Below are 19,244 nucleotides of genomic sequence, written 5' to 3'. Positions count from 1 at the left end.
GTCAAGGAACAGTGTGGTTCGATGAGGCGAAAGACAGGATTCGACGACAGCTACCGCGAAGCGGTTTAGTTCAACAGTGATTATACAGAACGCTCGTTTATTGACTTGAACGAGCTGGCGCGTTCAAGTCAATAAACGAGCGAGCCACACCCAACCTAACGCATTGATCGTAAAGAAATCTAAGAATTTCTCGGCTACCTATGCAGAATTCGCGCGCTTGCGCATTTTGCCAGACACAATAATACTGTACAAACATACATCACCATGGGACAGCAATGCATGGACGCGCAGAGCAGACCACCCAAGCTGATGGATCGTGTGAAGGCCACCATGCGGGTAAAACGCTACAGCCCGCGTACGGAGAAGACCTACTGCTACTGGATACGCCACTTCATTCGTTACCATGGCGTGCGTCAAACCGCCAGCATGGGTGCACCTGAATTGAAGGCGTTCCTGGAATACTTGGCGGTAGAGCGCCATGTGGCAGCGGCCACGCAGAACCAGGCGCTGAACGCCATCGTGTTCCTCTATCGCCATGTCCTTGAGCAGAAGCTGGGAGAAATCGGAGAGTTCTCGCACCCTAGGCGCCCACGCCGCTTGCCCGTCGTCTTATCTCACGAAGAAGTGATGCGCGTGCTTAGTCACCTATCTGGCCCAATGCACCTGATGGGGACCTTGATGTACGGCTCAGGACTCCGGCTTATTGAAACCTGCCGCTTACGTGTCCGTGATATCGACTTCGACCGCCAGATCATTACGGTAAGAGCTGGCAAAGGCGACAAGGACAGAACCACTCTACTCCCCGCATCCTGCGTTGCTGCCTTGCAACATCAAATCACCCTTGCCCAGCAACAGCTCTCTAGTCGCTTGCATCATGGCTGCGTGCCCGTAACCCTACCCCGCGCGCTGGATCGCAAATACCCCAATGCGGGTGTCTCCCTTGCATGGCATTGGCTATTTCCCGCCAGTCGGCCCTGTTTCGATGACTCGGGCAAGACAGTTCTTCACCATATCCACCCATCCGCGGTGCAGAAGGCCATCAAGCACGCCATGAGAGCGGCATCACTGCCTCGCCCAGGCTCCTGCCATACCCTCAGACACAGCTTCGCCACGCAATTGTTGGTTCAAGGCACGGATATACGCACAGTGCAGGAACTGTTGGGCCATAAGAGCATCGAGACCACTCAGATCTATACGCATGTACTGGGCAACGGCTTTGCCGGCGTACGCAGCCCCCTAGGGTAATATGCATACGAGAAGAAAGACTCACCCACGCTACCGCCCCTACTTGGGCATGTCTGTGATGGCACCCTGCCATCCATGCAGTAGTCCTAGCGTCCAGCTATGAGGCAATGCGGCCTGGTCGTCTCGGCGGCCTTGGATCTACCAGCGTATTGATTCGTCAAGGCAGTTGCAAAGCGGCTGTATCAGTGAGCAGGCTTCCTAAAAATCGGCTTTTCAGGGCAGCTCCCGCTCCATGTAGTGCGTATCTTCTGCCGTTTTGCAAACTTGGAACCCCATTCGCTCGTACAGCGCTACAGCAGGATTTTCGCAAAATACGCGGAGCCGTAGGCGTTGAGCACCTGCATTACGGGCAATCTCAATGGCGAAATTGATGGCCCGCGTCCCCAACCCCTGATGCTGCCAACTCGGCTCTATTTGAAGGTCGCGAATATAGTAGGCGACATCATCATGACTGAGCCTTAAGACACCTGCCACACCACCATTTATGGCTACTTCGTAACTCTCGAATTCTTGCCAGTTTTTCTCAAACAGCGCGCGATCCCAGACAAGGCCTGCTTTCTCATAGTAAGGCGCCATATTGGTACGCGTCAGTCGTTCAACATAGCCCTTGTCTTTTGCCCGCCGAAATATGGGGTTCATTCGGTCATCCCTGATATCAACATGCGGCGCATCCGACGCGCCTATCTCTCATCCTTCCCTCATACGCCTCTCTCACGCAGGCTGCTGGCCTCTGCCTTCATGAAAAGCAGTTCACTCGTAGACTCCATTTCAACAACCGTAAAGCCAAGACCCGAATATAATGAGAGCGCGGCGCTATTGGTCCGATAGGCCCGCAGAGTGACAACGGATGAGTCGGTTGACCGCAAGGCTCTATCGATGAGCTTTTCACACAGCACCCGGCCTGCCCCACTCCCTCGCGCGCTAGGGGAGATAATGATTCTGCCTATATGCACCGCCCCCTGCGTGACAGTCCAGAACTGACCAAAGCCAATACACTCTCCATCACTGCCTGCCAAGCAATAACTTTTTCCCCCTGTGACAGACAGTATTTCAGGCAGCTCTTCGGCTAAAAAAGGAAATGGCACAGCTGGGCCAGCCCATCGGGCACAAGCGTCAGCATCACCTACCCATGAGGCAATAGCGTTGTAATCGCCTATCTCTGCAGGCCGCAAAATGGCTTCCATAAACCTAAGGCCCTTTTCGGTGTCGGCAAGTCAACAACCTAGCCGACGCACGGCGTCATACTCCAGAACATCGCAGCAAACTTGAGCTTCACTTACCGCATGGATGGCATGGTAGGACTATCTTGACGCCCAGTATCAGTCGATACCAGCCATCTGGAGTACCTCATCACTTGGGACCCTAGCCAGCTCTGCGGCAGATCGCCCAGACGCCAGGATCGCTCGGTCTGCAATGTAGGTGCCCGCACGATACCCAATCCAGCGCCGCCCATCCGGATGCTGAAACATCCATTGATTGTAAGGTGCCGTCACAGGCAGTTCCCGTAACTCAGAAACCCATTCCTCGACATTGTCCGGGTATTGCCCCCAAGGCGGTTCTCGGCCACCGGCATCACGCTCAAAAACCGTTGCCAGCCCTTCACTGACGACCCCTTCCATGAAAGAAGTACGCGGCTCGCCTCCAAACATCACCCACCCTCTTACCAGGTGGTGAAGCTCGTGAAATAACGTCAACCGTAAGTGTCTGCGCGCCACGCCCGCCACGCCTCCCGGCATATTGGGATCGACGGTCCAGCCGATGCGGCTTGGCGTCATTGCTCCACCCACCTCGCCCGTTTCCGGGATCACGAATTCACCAGTTTGGCACGCCAACTCAATATCCTCGCGCAACGCGCCGAGGTGAACGCGTATGTCTACCTCGGCCGAGTCACATACGTCTTTGATGGCTTGACGCGCATCCATTGAGAAATGCTGGCCATCATCTGTATCGAGAAACAACGGAACGATCATTAATGACTTCCTTCAGTATGCTCCCGTTGCACCATGCTGGGCGAAGCGGTGGGTAGTCAGTGCCATACGCCCATGCGGCTTGCTATTACCGCCTTGGTCATTTCATGGCGAACTGTGGAAACGACGATGTAGGTCATGCACCTGCTCGGCAAGACTTGGGACTGGGCCATCTACTTCAATGTTGGGAACGACATCACGGATTGGTAAAGCCTGCACCGGAGGTGCTGGCACTCCCAGGTCGCCAAGCCATGCCGTCAATTGCTCCGATGAGCTCACATACACGATACGGCCCAGCCCGACCCAGCCATGTGCTGCAGCACACATGGGGCAATGCTCACCCGATGTATAGACAGTGGCTTCTGATCTGGCCTCCAACGTCATATTCGCCGCCGCCCACCGGGCAATTTCAAACTCTGGGTGCCGCGTTCGATCACCTGAAGCAACGTGGTTGTGATCTTCAAAGAGAACCTCTCCATTCGCCGCTACGAGCACAGAGCCGAATGGCTCGTCGCCTAACGCCAGAGCCTCAGTTGCCAGCTCTATGCAACGACGCAAGTGCTGCATGTCTCCATCGTTCACCATAGGTGCTCCTCGAGTACTGGGTTTCAACATCGGGCAAAAGTGCTGGTACTCCCAGGTGCAATGAGCTCACGCGTGATAAGCGATTACCATCATGGCTTTTCACCATGGCGCAATCAGTCATTATGCGCCTTAGGCTTATTCATCATGCCCCAATTAAGCTCTTGATGAATACCGCGCCAGCGGTTGACCCCACGGCCCCAAGCACACAGCAGTTGAGTATCACCGTAATCCAGAAAGTGATCTGGAAAGACCGCTTGCTCGATTTATGCCGGAACACCTGTTGTGCCAGTAATCCGCCAGGCCAGCCACCTAACAAGGCAAAGAAATGAAGCTTATTTTCAGCCGTTCGCTGAGCCTTGCGTTTTGCCGCCCATTTATCAAAGCCATACAAAGCGAAGGTTAAAGCGCTCATTCCAGCCAAAAACCACAACACGTGTGCCGGCAGCTTGTTCGCCTCGACGAGGCCCCACAACACCGGGAAAGGCAAGAGCGCTGCGGCTGACAGGATCACTCGCTTGGACATCAGCACCCCAGAGACAGCACCTAAACCAGCGGGGCGCACATTAACGGCGCGCGCCTTGCCATTTGATGCCGTGCTCATCTCATAGGTGACGCTATCACCGACTGAGGGGCGGGACGCACCACGCGCCATGCCGCTGATATGAAAGAATAGCCTGTCACCACCCGCGTCGGAGTTGATAAAGCCAAACCCTCTGTCATTGTTCCAAACCGTAATGCGTCCTCGCATCGATCCTTACCTCACCTGCAAGGGATGTCCTTGTGTACGCGCCCTTATGAACGGGTGCGGCATACCGCCAGCCCTTCTTCGCGTAGATAGCCGCAAAAATTCGCCACATCGTCGTTCCTGAAATGGCCCGAAATGAACTCGCCGGGGATCAGTCCTTCGTCCCAGCGTTCCGCCACCAGCATGTACGCCGCCTCCTTCTCATCGCCTGGAAATATCTCGACGACGGCGGTGGTTTGATGGATATAGAGATCACGAAGCTCTTTCGTACACTTAAGAATGGGGAGAGTTTCATCAGCAGTGCACAGGTATCCGGCCTGGGCGAAAAAATCACTGGCGGTGGAGAACAGGTCGCTGGCCTTCAGGTGCGAAGATGCCGTTGGTTCAATCTGCCTGGCAACATCGCTGGCCACATTGGTACAGCCGGAGACGAGCACCGACATCAAGACAAAAAATGGATATTGCTTCTTCATAGCAGTCGCAACTCTTCACAAAATAACTCTGACAAAGTGACTCTGACAAAATAACTCTGACAAAGTAACGCGGAACAAGAGAGGGAGAAGCAATAACCCAACCGGCAGCTACCGCCCTAACTGGGCACCAGTGCGGGTAGCTTTTGCATCACGCTAGGGTGTAATGCGGCCTGATCGCCCCAGCGGCCTTGGCTCACAAGCCTATTCATTCGACATGATGGATGCAAAGCGGCGCTGAATCGCACTATGAGGGCAGTGAACACCACCCAACAAAAACCCCGAGCCGGTGATCTGGCTCGGGGCTTTTCCTTATGCGGCGTGCCTTTTGAAACGGGTCTTTTGAGGGGTTCTTGCCGCTAGGGGGCGACCCAGCGGCGGTTGCGGTAGGCGAGAATCTCGCCGTTCTGATCATTCAGGGCGAAGAGGTTGATCCAGTCGTTATCCACCAGTGACGCGAGCATCTCGTGGCGGCTGATAATGTCCTCGATGGCGAGAGTCGGCGCCGCAAGATAAACGCTCAAGCGCAGGGGTTCATGACGCCAGATCTCGCCATCGTGCAACGATTGCATCGGAAGACCGATGCGAAGATCACCACCGTTGCCTTCGAATACGCCGATATGCCCGCCCACCACGTTGTGCAGCACCTTGTTGCCGCTGCCTAGCTTGCGGTTGTCCAGCACGGAGCTGTTGTACTGCATGTTGATCCAGTGGGCGACGACCATGGGGGCGGTCATGATCTGCTCGAGCCGCGCGAAGTCTGGATCGGTGCTCCAGTCGTAGTCATGCAGGAAGCTGCGCCCTGCCAGGTTGATGGGAGCCGTCACCTTACGTGGTGCGGCAATGAAGCTGGCATTGTTGGCAAGGCCCCACTCCGGGCGGGTCTGTGACCAGTCGGCGCCACGACGATCGAGCGTCTTAGCAAGGTCCGACCCATCTGCGGAAAGGCCGAGGCGCGGTGCACGCTCGCGGCGGGCTTGGGCACTGGCCTGCTCGAGCCACTGCCGCTCGGCAACGCTCAGTGCGGCGTTTTCACCACCCTCGGCTTCCGGCAATTCGATCCGGTCGGTGATGGTGTGGTGCAGCGCAGGCACGAAGCGGGTCTGCTCGGGAATGATAAGGCCCATGTCGGCCAGCTTCTCGCGTAGCGCGGAGTCGTTGAGCAATCGGGCCAGGGCTCGCACCGAGACCTCCCCCGACTGGCCGCCGCATGCGCCGCACTCGAGCCCCGCCGCATGAGGATTGTTGCTACTGCGGCTGGTGTGGCCGACCAGCAGCACCCGAGGCGCGATCTGCTCGGTGAGCCCCATGGCGTTCAGGATGGTATGTGCGAGCTGCGCCTTGTCATCGAGGCTCAGTGCCTCGTCGCTATCTCGCCAGTGCCAACTGAGCTGATCCATGGCGATGGGCGCGCGCTTGGCTTTGGGGTTCAATGAGCGCAGCAGCAGCTTGCTAGCATACATCAGGCCCCCGGCCTCCACGGCGGTGAAGGTGGCGCTGGCGGCCTTGCTCCATTCGTGCAGCCGGGCATGCCAGTTCAACTGCTTGGCGTGGCGACGGCCGCTTTCCGCCGAGCCGCTACACAGGGTGACCTTGGGCGCCAGCAGGCCCGGCAAATGGGGCTGGGCCAGCGCAGCACCCGACGAGCGATGTTCCAGCGGCAGGCCGAAGAAGCCTGCAAATCCCAGGGTCTGGATGCTTGGACTCTGCTGCTCCAACGCACGGCGAAGGGGTTCGGAGCGCACATCGATGCAGAACGCCGCCTGGAGCTCGGGCTGGGTGGCCGGGACCGGATGACGTATCGAGTCACTCAACGCCCGGTGCAACGGCTGCTGGTAGGCCAACTCGCTGGCCACCTGCCACACCCATAGCGGCTGCTGCGCGCGTTGGTGGCGTTCGATCTGCTCCGGCAGCTCCTCCAGCTCGCGTTGCCACAGGGTCGTCAGCCGCTCGGCCTGGTCGGGCCGCTCATTGAGAGTGTAGCGCCACAGCACCAGCTCCCAGGCCAGGCGAATCGCCAACAGGCTGCGCATGTCGGACGGCCGCGGCTTCGACTCGCCGGAGGCAAGTGCCTGCTGCCAGTCCTGATAGGCGACCCAGGCCGCCCAGCCATTGATATCCAGCAACAGCGCCTGGGCATAGCTATCGAGGTGCTCGGCATCGACGTTCAGTTCCGCGACCGCGGCCTGGAATAGCCCCTCTTCGGTATAGGGCAGGGTCTCGAAATAACGCCGCAGCTTCGGCTCGCCCATCAGAATGGCGATGCCGCGATCCTTGAGGGTCATGTCCCGCCAGTGCTGATACAAGCGCTTGTCGGCGGGTGCCGTCAGGCGTTCGGCGTTGAGCGGGCCATCCTCTTGATAATAGGCGGCGCAGAACTGGCTGATCTGGTGGGTGATCTCGTCGCGCCAGGCCATCTTGTGCTGCCGGTCGCGGCGCGCATCGACCAGGTCGCTGATGTTATGCCAGTGCGGCAGCCGTGCGAGGTCCTCGACGACCTGCAGCAGGTTCTTGTAGCTGCCCTTGTAACCCAGCCGCTCGCCGGCCTGGCTCAAGTGCTCATCGGTGATCTCGCCGCGTTGCCAGGCTCCCAAGTAGTGGCTTGGCGGCATCAGGGAACGAATGTTAGCCAGCGCCGACAGCCGGGCGTAGACGTTGGCCGCACTTTCCTCACGCATGGCCCAGTAAGGGCTGACCGCGATCTGGCGATCCAGGGGCCAGGTCGGTGCGACGCTGCCGCAGGCCTGATCAAGTGCCTGCTCGTGGGCGGGCGTCAGCGCCGGATAGTCGCTCATTGCCACGGATGGCTGGGTCAATGCGATCTTGGTGTCTTCTTGAATCGTCATAGTGAACCCTCGCGAGAATCGGTGTGCAGTTGCTTGGCGTGAATACGGCCCGGCAATGCATGCGGCCAGAGCTTCAGGGTGTTTCGGGTGACCCACTCATCCAGATAAAAACCGGCATAGCAGTAGAGGTTCAGCTTCTGCACCCAGCCTAGATGCAGGCCATAACGCTGCAGGTAGTAACCCGCAAACAGCACTGCAAATAGCAGGCTGACCCAGAGATCCGCCCAGAGGGGCGTGGTGTGCTCAAAAGTGGGCAACAGTACGGCGAACAGCGATTTGAGAGTGAAATAGCCAAGCATCACCAAGGCGGCCAGGCCGACAAAACGCGCTTGGTTATCGGGCGCGCTCGGGTTACGCCGTTCGGCCAGCAGCACCGTCAGGGCAAGCGTCAGCAGCACCCAGGGGCTGAACACGTCGAAGGCGGTGGACTCGGTCGTCGAGCGCACCACAACGCCAAGCGTGACCACCATGGCCGCACTGATGCCGCCGGCCGAGAGCCACTGCCAAAGCGTCGGCTGGCAGCCAGGCGCTTGGCGATGCTGCAGGTCTTCCTGTACCGCTTCACCGGAGCTCAAGAAGGCGTAGGCCTTGTAGCAGGAGTGCGCGACCAGGTGCAGCAGCGCCAGTTCCACCAGCCCAAGGGCAATTTCGACCAGCATCAGGCCCATCTGTGCACTGGTCGACCAGGCAAGCCTCACCTTGATGCTGATGCGGGTCATCATGACCAGCGCCGCCAGCACGCTACTGAGGCCCGCCACTACCAGGATCAATGCCTGAGCGGGAGTCGACGCACTGAGTAGCGGGTAGAACAGCAACAGCAAATAGCCGCCAAGGTTGATCACACCACCATGCAGCGCCGCCGAAACGGGGGTGGGTGCTTCGACCACCTGGATCAGCCAGCCATGCAGGGGCAGTTGGGCGCACTTGATCAGCGCCGCCAAGGCAAGCAAGCAGGCCGCCGCCTGTTCGCTGAAGGAAAGCGCCGCGTCGGGCGCTGCATAGGCGCCGGTAATCACGCTGATACGGGCGCTGTCGTGGTGCAGGTACAGCAGCAGGAAGGCTCCCACCGCACAGAGTTCGGCGCCGCGGGCAAAGAGAAACTTCTTGTGGGCGGCCAAGGCCGCACGCGGCCGGTCAGGATAGAACATCAGAAGCTGATGCATGGACAGGCCGATGGTCAGCCAGGCAAGCAGAAATACCACCAGATGGTCGCTCAGCACCGCCACACTGACGGCCGCGAATACGGTCTGGGCCAGCGCGATGAAGCGCTTCTGTCGGGGTTCACCCTGCAAATAGGTAGCGCTGTAGCGAATCACCACGAAGCCGATGAAATTGGCCAACAGCAGCATGATCAGGTGCAGCGGGGTGGTCAGCCAGACGCCGCTTACCGCCGGCAGCAGCTGCAACACACCCAAGCCCAAAAGGACCGCCGCCAGCAACAGGCCACACGATGTTGCGATCTTCGCCGTGCGCCAGGCGTGCTCACATGGCTGGCGAGTGCTCGCCAGGGCCCCCAGTGCCAGTACGACCGGCACGATGGAGAGCAAGGTAGTAAGCAACAGAGCGTTCCAGTGCATGGGAAAAACTCCAAAAACCCGTGGAGCGAGCAGTATCCTTCGGCACGAATTTTAATTAAAGTAGATATAAATTTACGGAACGTTCTAAAAAAGAGAACGAAATGAGCCGCCTAAACTATCACCACCTCTATTACTTCTGGCGAGTGGCCACCGAAGGCAACCTGACACGGGTTGCCGAAGCACTGCATCTGTCCCAGAGCGCCCTGTCGGCGCAGATACGCAAACTCGAAGACAGGATGGACAAGCCGCTGTTCGAAAGGCGCAACCGCCGCCTGGTGATGACTGAGGCGGGTCGACAGGTGTTCAACTATGCCGAGGTGATTTTTTCCAAGGGTGAAGAGCTTGAGTCGCTGATCAATCGCGGTATCGAGCCCGAGCACCAGCACCTACGTATCGGCACCCTCTCTACCATGTCACGCAACTTCATCGAGGGGTTCATCGCTCCGCTGCTGAATCAACAGGCGCCCAAGGTGCAGTTCAGCCTATATGCCCGAAGTATGACCGACCTGCTCGATGGCCTGGCGCGCCACGAATTCGACCTGGTGCTGACCAATACCCAATTGCAGCCCTCCGACTCGCCCCAAGCGGCGTGGCAAAGCCAGTTGCTGGCCCGCCAGCCGTTGGCGATCGTTGGCCCGCCAGACTCCGAGCCGACAAAGCCCTTTCCCCAAGGCTACGGCAACCTACGCTGGGTGCTGCCGGGCGAGCATCATGAGGTTCGGCGCGCCTTCGATGGCTATTGCAGTCTGCACCAGTATCAGCCGGAGATTCTCGCCGAAGCAGACGACATGGCCATGCTCCGTCTGCTGGCAAGGGACAGCGGCGCCGTGAGTGTCTTACCCGAAGTGGTGGTCAAGGACGAACTGGAGCAGGGAAGATTGACCCGCTTCATGCGACTACCCAATGTCTACGAGAACTTCTACGCGATCACCCTGCCCCGGGAGTTCATGCCGGCCGTCGTCTCGGAGCTGCTGGCCCGTCCGCTGATAGAGCTGTCCTCGGCGCGCAGCGAGGGAGGCTAGCCTTTCCCAAATACTGGCCTCGCCCAAACACAACGCCCCCGCGCCAGCTGACCGGCGCGGGGGCGTTTCAGGGGCTTGCGTCAACGGCAGGCGCTAACACTAAGCACCATCGTCGATTGGCTTACTGCTGGCGAGCCAAGGCCGCACGGTGCGCGTGCAGTTTCTTGTAGCTCTCGATCAGGCGCTGGTGCTTCTCGAGCCCTTCCAACTGCATGTTGGTCGGAGTCAAGCCGTGGAAGCGCATGTCGCCGTTGATGGAATCGACCACCGCACTCATGGTCTGCTCGCCGAACATGCGGGAAAGGTTGTGGTAGTAGTCCTCGAGTTCCAGCTCGTCGTCCAGGGCGATCTGCAGCACCGCGTTCATCGCCTGGTAGAAGAGCCCGCGCTCGACGCTGTTGTCGTTGAACTGCAGGAACATCTCGACCCGCTCAAGCGCGTCTTCGAGTTGGCCAAGCGCCAGGTTGATCAATAGCTTAAGCTCAAGAATAGTGAGCTGCCCCCAGACGGTGTTCTCATCGAACTCGATGCCGATCAGGGTGATGATGTCCTCATGATCATCGATCTGGGTTTCTTCCAGGCGATCGAGCAAGCCGGCCAGCTGCTCGTCATCCAGCGCGTGAAGATTGAGGATGTCCTCGCGGAACAGCAGCGCCTTGTTGGTGTTGTCCCACACCAGGTCTTCGACCGGGTAGACCTCGGAATAGCCCGGCACCAGGATGCGGCACACTGGCGCGCCCAGGTCTTCGAACACGGCCACATAGGCTTCCTTGCCCAGCTCCTCGAGCATGCCGAACAGGCAGGCGGCCTCTTCATCGTTGGTGCCGGAGAAGTCCCACTCACAGAAGTCCACGTCCGACTTCGCACTGAAGAAGCGCCAGGAGACGAGACCCGAGGAATCGATGAAGTGCTCGACGAAGTTGTTCGGCTCGGTGACGGCCAAGGAGTTGAATGTCGGCGGCATGAAGTCGTTCAGGCCTTCGAAGCTGCGGCCCTGCATCAGCTCGGTCAGGCTGCGCTCAAGGGCCACCTCGAAGCTCGGATGCGCGCCGAAGGAAGCAAAGACGCCGCCGGTCTTGGGGTTCATCAGGGTGACGCAGGCCACCGGGAAGCGCCCGCCCAGGGACGCATCCTTGACCAGCACCGGGAAGCCTTGAGCCTCCAGCGCTTCAACCCCTTCGAGGATGTCGGGGTACTTCTTCAGCACCTCCATCGGTACGTCCGGCAGCGCGAGCTCTTGCTCGATGATCTCGCGCTTCACGGCCCGCTCGAAGATCTCGGACAGGCACTGCACCTTGGCTTCGGCGAGGGTATTACCGGCACTCATGCCGTTGCTGAGGAAGAGGTTCTCGATCAGATTCGAGGGGAAGTAGACCGTTTCGCCGTCCGACTGACGCACGAACGGCAGCGAGACGATGCCCCGCTCCACCTTGCCGGAGTTGGTATCGATCAGGTTTGAGCCGCACAGCTCATCGTCCGGGTTATAGATCGCCAGGCAGTGCTCGTCGAGAATGCCCTCGGGCAGCTCATCGTTGGGCCCCGGCTGGAACCACTTTTCGTTGGGGTAGTGAACGAACTCGCGGTTGGCAATCTCTTCACCGAAAAACTGATCGTTATAGAAGAAGTTGCAGCTCAGGCGTTCGATGAACTCGCCCAGCGCCGAGGCCAGCGCACTTTCCTTGCTGGAGCCCTTGCCGTTGGTGAAGCACATCGGTGAGGCCGCATCGCGAATGTGCAGCGACCAGACATGCGGGACGATGTTGCGCCAGGAGGCGATCTCGACCTTCATGCCGAGGTTCTCGAAGATACCGGTCATGTTGGCGATGGTCTGCTCCAGCGGCAGGTCCTTGCCTTCAATCCAGGTACTCTGCCCTTCCGCCGGCTCGGCCATCAGCAGCGCCTGGGCGTCCTCATCGAGGTTCTCGACCGTCTCGATCTTGAACTCGGGGCCGGTCTGTACCACTTTCTTGACCGTGCAGCGCTCGATGGAGCGCAGGATGCCTTCGCGATCCTTGGCGGACAGATCTTCCGGCAGCTCGACCTGGATCTTGAAGATCTGGTTGTAGCGATCCTCCGGGTCGACGATGTTGTTCTGCGACAGGCGAATATTCTCGGTGGGGATGTTGCGCGCATTACAGTACAGCCGTACGAAATAGGCCGCACAGAGCGCCGAGGATGCCAGGAAATAGTCGAACGGACTCGGCGCCGACCCATCGCCCTTGTAGCGAATAGGCTGATCGGTGATGACGGTAAAATCGTCAAACTTGGCTTCAAGTCTGAGATTTTCGAGGAAGTTGACCTTGATTTCCATGAACGAAGCACCGGATATGTGTATGGGGAGGCCCTAAGGCGTAACCCGCCATTATCCAGTTTTTAGCGCCCTTCGTCTTGCCCTGAACAAAAACACTGCCTTGATGAGCAAGCGGCTAGTGTTGTCAGTCAACTGCTGCATACTTGGTCCATTCACTGATACTCGCCATTGAGAGAGTCAGGTTGTCCCGACCGACGGCTGTGCCACCTCTTCCTGAGGTGCCAGCTGCGCCTGATAGCATTCGAGCAGCGCGGCGGCCTGGGCATCCTCATGCCATCGCCCGGCATAGGCCACGGCACGCTGCGCGAGCTCCGACCTGAGCAAGGAATCGTCCAGCAGTCGATTCACCGTCGCCGCGAACCCGGCCTCGTCGTCCTCGGCGACCAGGCATCCCTCACCGTCGCAAAGCACATCTCGGGTGCCCATCACCGCGGTCGAAACCACCGGCGTGCCCAGCGCCATCGCCTCCAGCAACACCAGACCCTGTGTCTCGGTGCGCGACGCGAACACGAAGACGTCGGCCGCTCGATACAGCGCCTGCAACTCGCCATCACGCGCAAGGTAGCCGACGAAGCGCACCGACGCTTCAACACCCGCGGCTCGAGCCCGGCGGGCCAGCGCCTGGCGAGCCGGCCCTTCTCCGGCGACCACCAGTGTGGCACCAGGGTGGTAGGCCAGCACCCGGGGCAACATCTCGATCAGGAAAGCAATGTTCTTCTCATGGGCCGCCCGGCCGACGAACAGCAAAAGCGGCGCCTCGGCATCGATGTCGAAGCCTCGGCGGGTATCGGCGGCGCTCACTTGACTCTCGCCACCGGCCGCGAACGCCTCCAGCGGCAGCCCGGTCGCTACCACCGAAATCGGCCGCGAGACACCGTAACGCACCAGCGCCTCGCGCATTGGCGTCGAGGGCGAGATCAACGCCGCCACTGTCTGACACTGCCGCACCGCCACTCGCCGCGCCGCAAAACGAAGAAGGCTCGCGGGCAGCCAGGTGAGATAGTGATGCAAGTATTCCTCGAACAGGGTATGGCAGGTCTCGAAGACCGGCAGCCCGAGCCGAGTGCTCAATGCTAGGCCGGCATAGTGGGCCACGAACGGCGTGTGTACATGGATCAGATCGAAGCCTTGCGCGGCTAACTCCGGGGCCAGGGCAAGGATGCGCCGGTAGTGCATCATGCGATCTTCGGGATCAGTGAGCACGCCTCGAGAACGGATGCGCAGGATGGCCGGATCGTCTTCATGCCCTGCCGGATAGTCGGGGCAGATCAGCGTCACCGAATGACCGAGGCGAGTCAGCGCCCGCCGAAAGCTCTCGATCGAGGTGGAAACACCATTGACCCGCGGGAAGTACACATCCGAGATCATCAGAATTTTCATGCGGCGCCAGGCTCTTGTGGAATGCGATAGGCAATACGTTCCAACAGGCTAGCCAAGCGCAGTGACCGGGGTGTGACGCCCAGGCGCGGGCAGATTCAAGACGCCGGCCGACGCTTAAGGCTGGTACGGCGCTCGTGGTAGGCGATCGCCAGGCCGCTGGCAATGATGATAAAGGTGCCGATATACACCCATAGATCGGGCATCTCACCCCAGAACCACCAGCCCAGGAGTACCGCCCAAACCATGCCGGTGTAATCGAAGGGAGCGGCCAATGCCGCTGGCGCATGGCGAAAAGCCAGCGTAATGCAGGCCATGGCGCCGATGCCGAACACACCGGCCCCCAGAAACCCCAGCCAGTGCAGCGGCCACGGCGTCTGCCATACCCAGGGCAGCATGGCGCCGGTGACCACCAACGGCACCAGCGTCACATAGAAGACCATCGCCCACAGGTATTCGCGTACCCCGTAGCGCCGCGCGGTGATCATCACCAGTGCATAGAAGAGCGCGGCGCCGACCACCACCAGGGCGCCGAGCTGGAACCCCTCTGCGCCTGGGCGCACCACCACCAGCACGCCACAGAAACCGACCACGGCGGCGATCAGCGGCAGTCGCTCGACCCGCTCGCCCAGCAGAGGCACCGAGAGCAGCGTCACGAACATCGGCGCGGCGAAGGCAATCGCCGTTGCCTCGGCCAGCGGCAGCACCGTCAGGCCGAACACGAAGCACAGCATGGTCCCGGTCGCCAGCAAGCCACGCACCAGATGTACGCCGGGGCGCTTGGTCGAAAGCTTGCGCAGACCACCGTTAAAGTGCGCGATAAGAGCGATCAGCGGCAGCGACACCAGCGTACGAAAGAAGATGATCTGAATTGGCGAATGCACGTCACCCAACCACTTGGAAATCGCATCACCCACCGATAGGCAGAACACCCCCGTACACATCCACAGAATGCCTTTTTGCGATGACGACAGCAGCGATGACGACATGCCCTCTTCCCCTCGATGATCCGGCTGCACCAAGAACGGGCAGCATTAAAACCACCTAACATACATAAGCCAAGGGTGAAGAGCGATACAGTCAGGTGCCGATGAACCGCCTTCCCGCCACCTTCCTCCATGCAAAAAGGCCGAGGCGATAGGCCCCAGCCTTTACTCTTTGAGATTGATTAATGCTCAACGCCTGCCGGCGCTGACGGTGGCGGCCTATCACCTTGCCTGGCCACCTCCTAAGGTCATGTCGACACTAAGGCCGCCTGGCTCTCAACGCCACCAGGGGTTGGTTTCCCTGACAGAGCGCCGTTGCATGCTTTTTGAGACTTTCTTGCTGTTTTTCTGTTGCAGACGTGCAGAAAGCTGCCCCAGCTGGCTGGAATCTGCCGCCAGCAGCATCGGACCTTCGCCGACCTGCTGAGTATCGACACTTCGCTGCGGTGTTGGACTAACCGCCGATGTCTCCACGGCCAGCGCCGCAGCGGAGGCCAGTAGACAAAGCACCAGCGAGGTCGCAAGAACCTTGAATTTCATGGCACACCTCTTCTACTACATAGCGAGGCGACACAAGATCCCATGAATAGTCCGCCTCTCCATGGCTATAAATGGGCACAACCCTTTACAGCCGGCACATCCAGCCAGGTAGAAAAAGATTTTGTATCAATGAGTTGATGTCATTGAAGGGGGAGTCGCCCAGGCTCTTTCACGTAGCCTTCCGGCCCTCTGGTGGACAAACCGATAGCCTTCATAGTCTAGCCCATAGCAACGCTTGGGCACCGGAAAGCGATAGACGGAAAAGTGGCAAGTTCATGCAAAATCGATATGTCCAACCCATAACTAACATCGAATGCTCCGCCGCTGGCAATCACGACCAAAACGTTGCCAGGCCAATTCTGGCCTTGGTAACGCCACTGACCAAAACGCCTTGAAGGCATTTTCCCAACGACGAGCCCCTGAGGCGGATCAAGGCGGTCCCATCAGGCGCCTGCCGAGAGCGAGCGTGCATATCTGGGGTCCGATGCCCCATGCCGGTGGCACTTCTCTACTCGGGACCAGCCATCAACGTCGTAACCATCATGGTGACCGCCCTGGTACTGGGCCTGGCACTAGGCAATGGCATGGGCCTCGTCTCTACCCAGACCGAACCCGGACATGGACAATGAAGCGATGTGCTCTACTCCGGAAATCACCTCATGCATCTCTGGCAATATGTCGCCATTTTCTTAAGCTTGGCCTTGGCCAGCTATGTCCAGACCCTCACTGGCTTTGCCTTCGGGCTGATCGTAATGGGCCTCTTGTCAGCACTGGACGTGCTGCCCATCGAAAGCGCGGCGCTGCTGTGCACCTTGCTGAGCCTGTTCAACAACTCCATGGCCCTTCGAGGCCGCTGGCAACAGGTCGATATGGCGCTGATGCGCCGCCTGCTGCTGTTTGGACTGGCGATGCTGCCGGTGGGATATCATCTGTCGATATGGCTGGGAGGGGCCCGTGCGCCCTTTCTCGGCCTGCTGCTGGGAGTGATGATCCTGATCGCCTGCATCGTGCTGATGCGCTCCCCGGAGCCCCGCCAAACGCCCTCGCCTAACTGGCAGCTTCATGTTGCCGGGCTATTTTCCGGGCTGATGGGCGGTCTTTTTTCCACCAATGGCCCGCCGCTGGTGATGATGCTTTACCGTCAGCCGATGACGCTGATCGCCATCCGCTGCACCCTGCTGTGCGCTTTCCTCGTCATGGGGCTGGCCCGCATGGGGCTGGCGCTAGTATCACCCGGACGCGCCGAGGAGCACCTCTCCGAGCTGATGATCCTGGGTACCATCGGCGCGGTGGTAGTGGCCGGCACGACTGAACTGGCGAGAAGGCGGCCACCACCGCTGAGCGATCGCAGCCTGCGACGCGCCGCCTATGCCATCCTGCTAGTGGCCAGCCTCAACCTGATCGGCAAGGGGCTGATGGCCTGAGTGTCGCTCTCGGCCATCACTGACGGGCGAGCCAAGCGCGATCATGCGGTATCATCGGCGCCCCATGCACGAGCCAAGGGGCCTTCATGCCGATTCTTAACAGCATCGTCCACACCATCGACAAGGCCGGCAGCGACGCGCCGGCAACCCTCACACCCGCCGCCGCGGCCATCAACGACTCTACCGACATGAGCGAGCTGGTAGCAGGCCTCAACAAGGCCTATCACGGCAAGGCCAAGACGTGGGGGCGCTTCGCCGAGGGCGAGGACGCCAGCGACTTCGCCCCCCGCCTCGGGGCCATGCTGGCGGGCGAGCAGGACTTCGTCACCTTCAGCCGCGAGCTCGCCGAGCGTATCACGTCGCTGGTCGACAACCACCTGCCGCTGGGCGGCCATCTGCTCATCGCCCATGAACGCCAAGGCGACACTGACTATCTCTCGCTGGCACTGCTGCATATGCGTCAGGGCTTCGGCCTGGATGCCGAGCAGAAGGTGGTGGCGACCAGCCAGCTCAACCTGACCCAGCCCTCGCTTGCCGCACGTATCAACCTGACCCAGTGGCAGGACGACGCGCCGTCGCGCCAATACCTGTCGTTTCTGCGCGATCGTGGCGGTAAGAAGCTCGCCGACGATTTCTCCGCACTGCTGGGGGCTCAGGAGGGCGTGGACGCTTCAAGCGAGACCCGCACTCTGCTCAAGGCGTTTAGCGACTATGTCGAGCAGGAAGACTTGCCGGATGAGCAGAGCCGCGAAAAGACCGATGCGGTGATCGACTATGCCAGCGACCAGGCCAGCCGCGGCGAGCCTATCACCCTCGACGAACTCTCAGAGCTGGTCGACGAACAGCAGCCCAAGGCCTTCTATGACTATATACGTCAGCAGGACTACGGCCTGTCACCGGAAATCCCACCCGACAAACGCGCCCTCAATCAGTTTCGCCGCTTCACCGGGCGCGCCGGTGGCGTCTCGATCAGCTTCGATTCACACCTTCTCGGCTCAAGCGTCGAATACGACGCCGATCAGGATCGGCTGATCATCAAGAAAGTGCCCAACCAGCTTCGCGACCAGCTGAAGCAGAAGTAAGATACTGTTTTAAAAGGGTTTATACTGCCCTTCAGAAACTATTATATCACTTGGATTGGTGTTGTCTTGGCATGTCTTGCACAGCACCTTTCCTAGTGAACTTTCCATTAGATTTATCGAATTTGTACCACCCTTTGTACCACTGGCACTTGATAAATGCTCACGTCATAAAGCACCAGAATGCTCACGATCATAAACAGCACCATTGACTATTCTCTCTAAAGACTCCTGAAGGTATTTCTTGTACCCCGGAGATGGACTGTAGTCTTCAAAGAAGATCTTTTTAGAACGAAGCTCTATAGGAACTTCATTATCCTCTAAAAACTTTTTAACTTTAGGGAGTGAGTTAGATGAGACATATTCAGAAACTTTTTCATTCCAAGCTTTCCGATCCGAAGCACTAGCATCTGGCTTATGGAACAAACCAAGCTTAAACATCATTAAATCTGTAACATCTCTATCAATAGTTATACTCCAATTCTCCTGAAAGGCTATCGAAGCCCAAAAATCAGAAAAGACACGCTCCACCACGTCATGCGACCATTTTCTTTCTAGATTAGCAGCAAGCTCTACCAAAACGTCTACTGATTTCTTGCCATAATCGCCACCCGAGCAGGCATGAACAAACCAATTAGATGAACTCTGGTTAAAAGCATGCCTATAAAGATCCAAAACCAATACGCCGCCATTGCTATAAGAACTGGCGCCCAAAGCTGAACTAACAGTATCAACATCCACATTGTAAGCCATAATTACATTCCATTTTTATAAATTTAAGCATTGACACCTTAGCACAAAAATAAAGGATTATCTAATTCTCAATATTTAACAAAACAAAACTAAAAAACATCTTCTCCCAGCCCGCCAAAACACTCCTTGTAATTAGATTCTCACAGCATCCGCCAAAGCGTATTAGCATCACCTTTGGTTATAAATAACTAATTTCTTATAACTCATGCACAAAAAAGCCCCGCTTAGAAACGAGGCAAAGAGGATTAATACATTGATCTTTCAAGTTGCTTAACACGCCTATCTAGCAACTGATACTCGTTATGTAGATCACTATA

At 58.4% G+C, this 19,244-nt stretch carries 18 protein-coding genes; 5 read left to right on the top strand and 13 right to left on the bottom strand.

The window, feature by feature from the left end; translation table 11 throughout:
* Positions 1-279 precede the first annotated feature (279 nt).
* A complete protein-coding gene (locus tag HUS66_RS17000) occupies positions 280-1,245 on the top strand; it encodes an integron integrase (protein WP_175072382.1) in 966 nt (321 codons plus the stop codon).
* A gap of 213 nt (positions 1,246-1,458) precedes the next feature.
* Here the strand turns inward: HUS66_RS17000 and HUS66_RS16995 are convergent, their stop codons facing one another.
* From HUS66_RS16995 to HUS66_RS16960, 8 genes are all read right to left on the bottom strand, one after another.
* A complete protein-coding gene (locus tag HUS66_RS16995; RefSeq protein WP_092528142.1) occupies positions 1,459-1,884 on the bottom strand; it encodes a GNAT family N-acetyltransferase in 426 nt (141 codons plus the stop codon).
* A 59-nt stretch (positions 1,885-1,943) separates the two neighbouring features.
* Positions 1,944-2,429: a GNAT family N-acetyltransferase gene (locus tag HUS66_RS18165; protein ID WP_175072381.1), complete on the bottom strand. Its 486-nt coding sequence runs from the start codon at positions 2,427-2,429 to the stop codon at positions 1,944-1,946.
* A gap of 135 nt (positions 2,430-2,564) precedes the next feature.
* The gene (locus tag HUS66_RS16985; protein ID WP_175072380.1) at positions 2,565-3,215 is read right to left on the bottom strand and encodes a DUF2268 domain-containing putative Zn-dependent protease; all 651 of its coding nucleotides are present in this window, start codon (positions 3,213-3,215) and stop codon (positions 2,565-2,567) included.
* 102 nt (positions 3,216-3,317) lie between these two features.
* Positions 3,318-3,797 carry a nucleoside deaminase gene (locus HUS66_RS16980; RefSeq protein ID WP_175072379.1) on the bottom strand — a complete coding sequence of 160 codons (480 nt, stop codon included), beginning with the start codon at positions 3,795-3,797 and terminating at the stop codon, positions 3,318-3,320.
* A 142-nt stretch (positions 3,798-3,939) separates the two neighbouring features.
* Positions 3,940-4,545 (bottom strand): DUF1294 domain-containing protein, encoded by a 606-nt coding sequence (locus HUS66_RS16975; RefSeq protein ID WP_175072378.1) that lies wholly within the window; start codon positions 4,543-4,545, stop codon positions 3,940-3,942.
* 44 nt (positions 4,546-4,589) lie between these two features.
* Complete coding sequence (locus HUS66_RS16970; RefSeq protein WP_175072377.1) at positions 4,590-5,015, bottom strand: hypothetical protein; 426 nt, start codon at positions 5,013-5,015, stop codon at positions 4,590-4,592.
* Positions 5,016-5,371: 356 nt separating this feature from the next.
* Positions 5,372-7,858 carry a YbcC family protein gene (locus HUS66_RS16965; RefSeq protein WP_175072376.1) on the bottom strand — a complete coding sequence of 829 codons (2,487 nt, stop codon included), beginning with the start codon at positions 7,856-7,858 and terminating at the stop codon, positions 5,372-5,374.
* Positions 7,855-9,435, bottom strand: a complete 1,581-nt coding sequence (locus HUS66_RS16960) for an NADH-quinone oxidoreductase subunit L (RefSeq protein ID WP_175072375.1) — start codon at positions 9,433-9,435, stop codon at positions 7,855-7,857. The genes HUS66_RS16965 and HUS66_RS16960 overlap by 4 nt, the downstream gene beginning before the upstream one ends.
* A 101-nt stretch (positions 9,436-9,536) precedes the next feature.
* On the opposite strand from HUS66_RS16960, the gene HUS66_RS16955 reads away from it, so the two are divergent.
* Positions 9,537-10,457: a LysR family transcriptional regulator gene (locus tag HUS66_RS16955; RefSeq protein WP_175072374.1), complete on the top strand. Its 921-nt coding sequence runs from the start codon at positions 9,537-9,539 to the stop codon at positions 10,455-10,457.
* A gap of 121 nt (positions 10,458-10,578) precedes the next feature.
* Here the strand turns inward: HUS66_RS16955 and HUS66_RS16950 are convergent, their stop codons facing one another.
* From HUS66_RS16950 to HUS66_RS16935, 4 genes are all read right to left on the bottom strand, one after another.
* Positions 10,579-12,768, bottom strand: a complete 2,190-nt coding sequence (locus HUS66_RS16950) for an OsmC domain/YcaO domain-containing protein (protein ID WP_175072373.1) — start codon at positions 12,766-12,768, stop codon at positions 10,579-10,581.
* Between the two features lie 177 nt (positions 12,769-12,945).
* Positions 12,946-14,148, bottom strand: coding sequence for a glycosyltransferase (locus HUS66_RS16945; protein ID WP_175072372.1), 1,203 nt, complete (start codon positions 14,146-14,148; stop codon positions 12,946-12,948).
* A 95-nt stretch (positions 14,149-14,243) separates the two neighbouring features.
* Positions 14,244-15,134 (bottom strand): DMT family transporter, encoded by an 891-nt coding sequence (locus tag HUS66_RS16940; RefSeq protein ID WP_254628893.1) that lies wholly within the window; start codon positions 15,132-15,134, stop codon positions 14,244-14,246.
* A gap of 273 nt (positions 15,135-15,407) precedes the next feature.
* Positions 15,408-15,671 (bottom strand): hypothetical protein, encoded by a 264-nt coding sequence (locus HUS66_RS16935; protein ID WP_175072371.1) that lies wholly within the window; start codon positions 15,669-15,671, stop codon positions 15,408-15,410.
* A 491-nt stretch (positions 15,672-16,162) separates the two neighbouring features.
* Here HUS66_RS16935 and HUS66_RS16930 point away from each other — a divergent pair, with 491 nt between their 5' ends.
* From HUS66_RS16930 to yejK, 3 genes are all read left to right on the top strand, one after another.
* Positions 16,163-16,300 (top strand): hypothetical protein, encoded by a 138-nt coding sequence (locus HUS66_RS16930; protein WP_175072370.1) that lies wholly within the window; start codon positions 16,163-16,165, stop codon positions 16,298-16,300.
* A 30-nt stretch (positions 16,301-16,330) separates the two neighbouring features.
* Positions 16,331-17,095 (top strand): sulfite exporter TauE/SafE family protein, encoded by a 765-nt coding sequence (locus HUS66_RS16925; protein ID WP_175072369.1) that lies wholly within the window; start codon positions 16,331-16,333, stop codon positions 17,093-17,095.
* Between the two features lie 86 nt (positions 17,096-17,181).
* The gene (gene yejK, locus HUS66_RS16920) at positions 17,182-18,177 is read left to right on the top strand and encodes a nucleoid-associated protein YejK (RefSeq protein ID WP_175072368.1); all 996 of its coding nucleotides are present in this window, start codon (positions 17,182-17,184) and stop codon (positions 18,175-18,177) included.
* 165 nt (positions 18,178-18,342) lie between these two features.
* Here yejK and HUS66_RS16915 read toward each other — a convergent pair whose 3' ends face one another.
* Positions 18,343-18,927 (bottom strand): hypothetical protein, encoded by a 585-nt coding sequence (locus tag HUS66_RS16915; protein WP_175072367.1) that lies wholly within the window; start codon positions 18,925-18,927, stop codon positions 18,343-18,345.
* Between the last annotated feature and the right edge of the window lie 317 nt (positions 18,928-19,244).

Origin of the sequence: Onishia taeanensis, from assembly GCF_013349955.1 — a bacterium.
Lineage (GTDB): Bacteria > Pseudomonadota > Gammaproteobacteria > Pseudomonadales > Halomonadaceae > Onishia > Onishia taeanensis_B.
This window is presented reverse-complemented; position numbering and strand designations above follow the sequence as displayed.

Coding starts and splice junctions, on each gene's coding strand:
- HUS66_RS17000 (WP_175072382.1), top strand. CDS start 280: ATGGACGCGCAGAGCAGACCACCCAAGCTGATGGATCGTGTGAAGGCC.
- HUS66_RS16995 (WP_092528142.1), bottom strand. CDS start 1,884: ATGAACCCCATATTTCGGCGGGCAAAAGACAAGGGCTATGTTGAACGA.
- HUS66_RS18165 (WP_175072381.1), bottom strand. CDS start 2,429: ATGGAAGCCATTTTGCGGCCTGCAGAGATAGGCGATTACAACGCTATT.
- HUS66_RS16985 (WP_175072380.1), bottom strand. CDS start 3,215: ATGATCGTTCCGTTGTTTCTCGATACAGATGATGGCCAGCATTTCTCA.
- HUS66_RS16980 (WP_175072379.1), bottom strand. CDS start 3,797: ATGGTGAACGATGGAGACATGCAGCACTTGCGTCGTTGCATAGAGCTG.
- HUS66_RS16975 (WP_175072378.1), bottom strand. CDS start 4,545: ATGCGAGGACGCATTACGGTTTGGAACAATGACAGAGGGTTTGGCTTT.
- HUS66_RS16970 (WP_175072377.1), bottom strand. CDS start 5,015: ATGAAGAAGCAATATCCATTTTTTGTCTTGATGTCGGTGCTCGTCTCC.
- HUS66_RS16965 (WP_175072376.1), bottom strand. CDS start 7,858: ATGACGATTCAAGAAGACACCAAGATCGCATTGACCCAGCCATCCGTG.
- HUS66_RS16960 (WP_175072375.1), bottom strand. CDS start 9,435: ATGCACTGGAACGCTCTGTTGCTTACTACCTTGCTCTCCATCGTGCCG.
- HUS66_RS16955 (WP_175072374.1), top strand. CDS start 9,537: ATGAGCCGCCTAAACTATCACCACCTCTATTACTTCTGGCGAGTGGCC.
- HUS66_RS16950 (WP_175072373.1), bottom strand. CDS start 12,768: ATGGAAATCAAGGTCAACTTCCTCGAAAATCTCAGACTTGAAGCCAAG.
- HUS66_RS16945 (WP_175072372.1), bottom strand. CDS start 14,148: ATGAAAATTCTGATGATCTCGGATGTGTACTTCCCGCGGGTCAATGGT.
- HUS66_RS16940 (WP_254628893.1), bottom strand. CDS start 15,134: ATGTCGTCATCGCTGCTGTCGTCATCGCAAAAAGGCATTCTGTGGATG.
- HUS66_RS16935 (WP_175072371.1), bottom strand. CDS start 15,671: ATGAAATTCAAGGTTCTTGCGACCTCGCTGGTGCTTTGTCTACTGGCC.
- HUS66_RS16930 (WP_175072370.1), top strand. CDS start 16,163: ATGCCGGTGGCACTTCTCTACTCGGGACCAGCCATCAACGTCGTAACC.
- HUS66_RS16925 (WP_175072369.1), top strand. CDS start 16,331: ATGCATCTCTGGCAATATGTCGCCATTTTCTTAAGCTTGGCCTTGGCC.
- yejK (WP_175072368.1), top strand. CDS start 17,182: ATGCCGATTCTTAACAGCATCGTCCACACCATCGACAAGGCCGGCAGC.
- HUS66_RS16915 (WP_175072367.1), bottom strand. CDS start 18,927: ATGGCTTACAATGTGGATGTTGATACTGTTAGTTCAGCTTTGGGCGCC.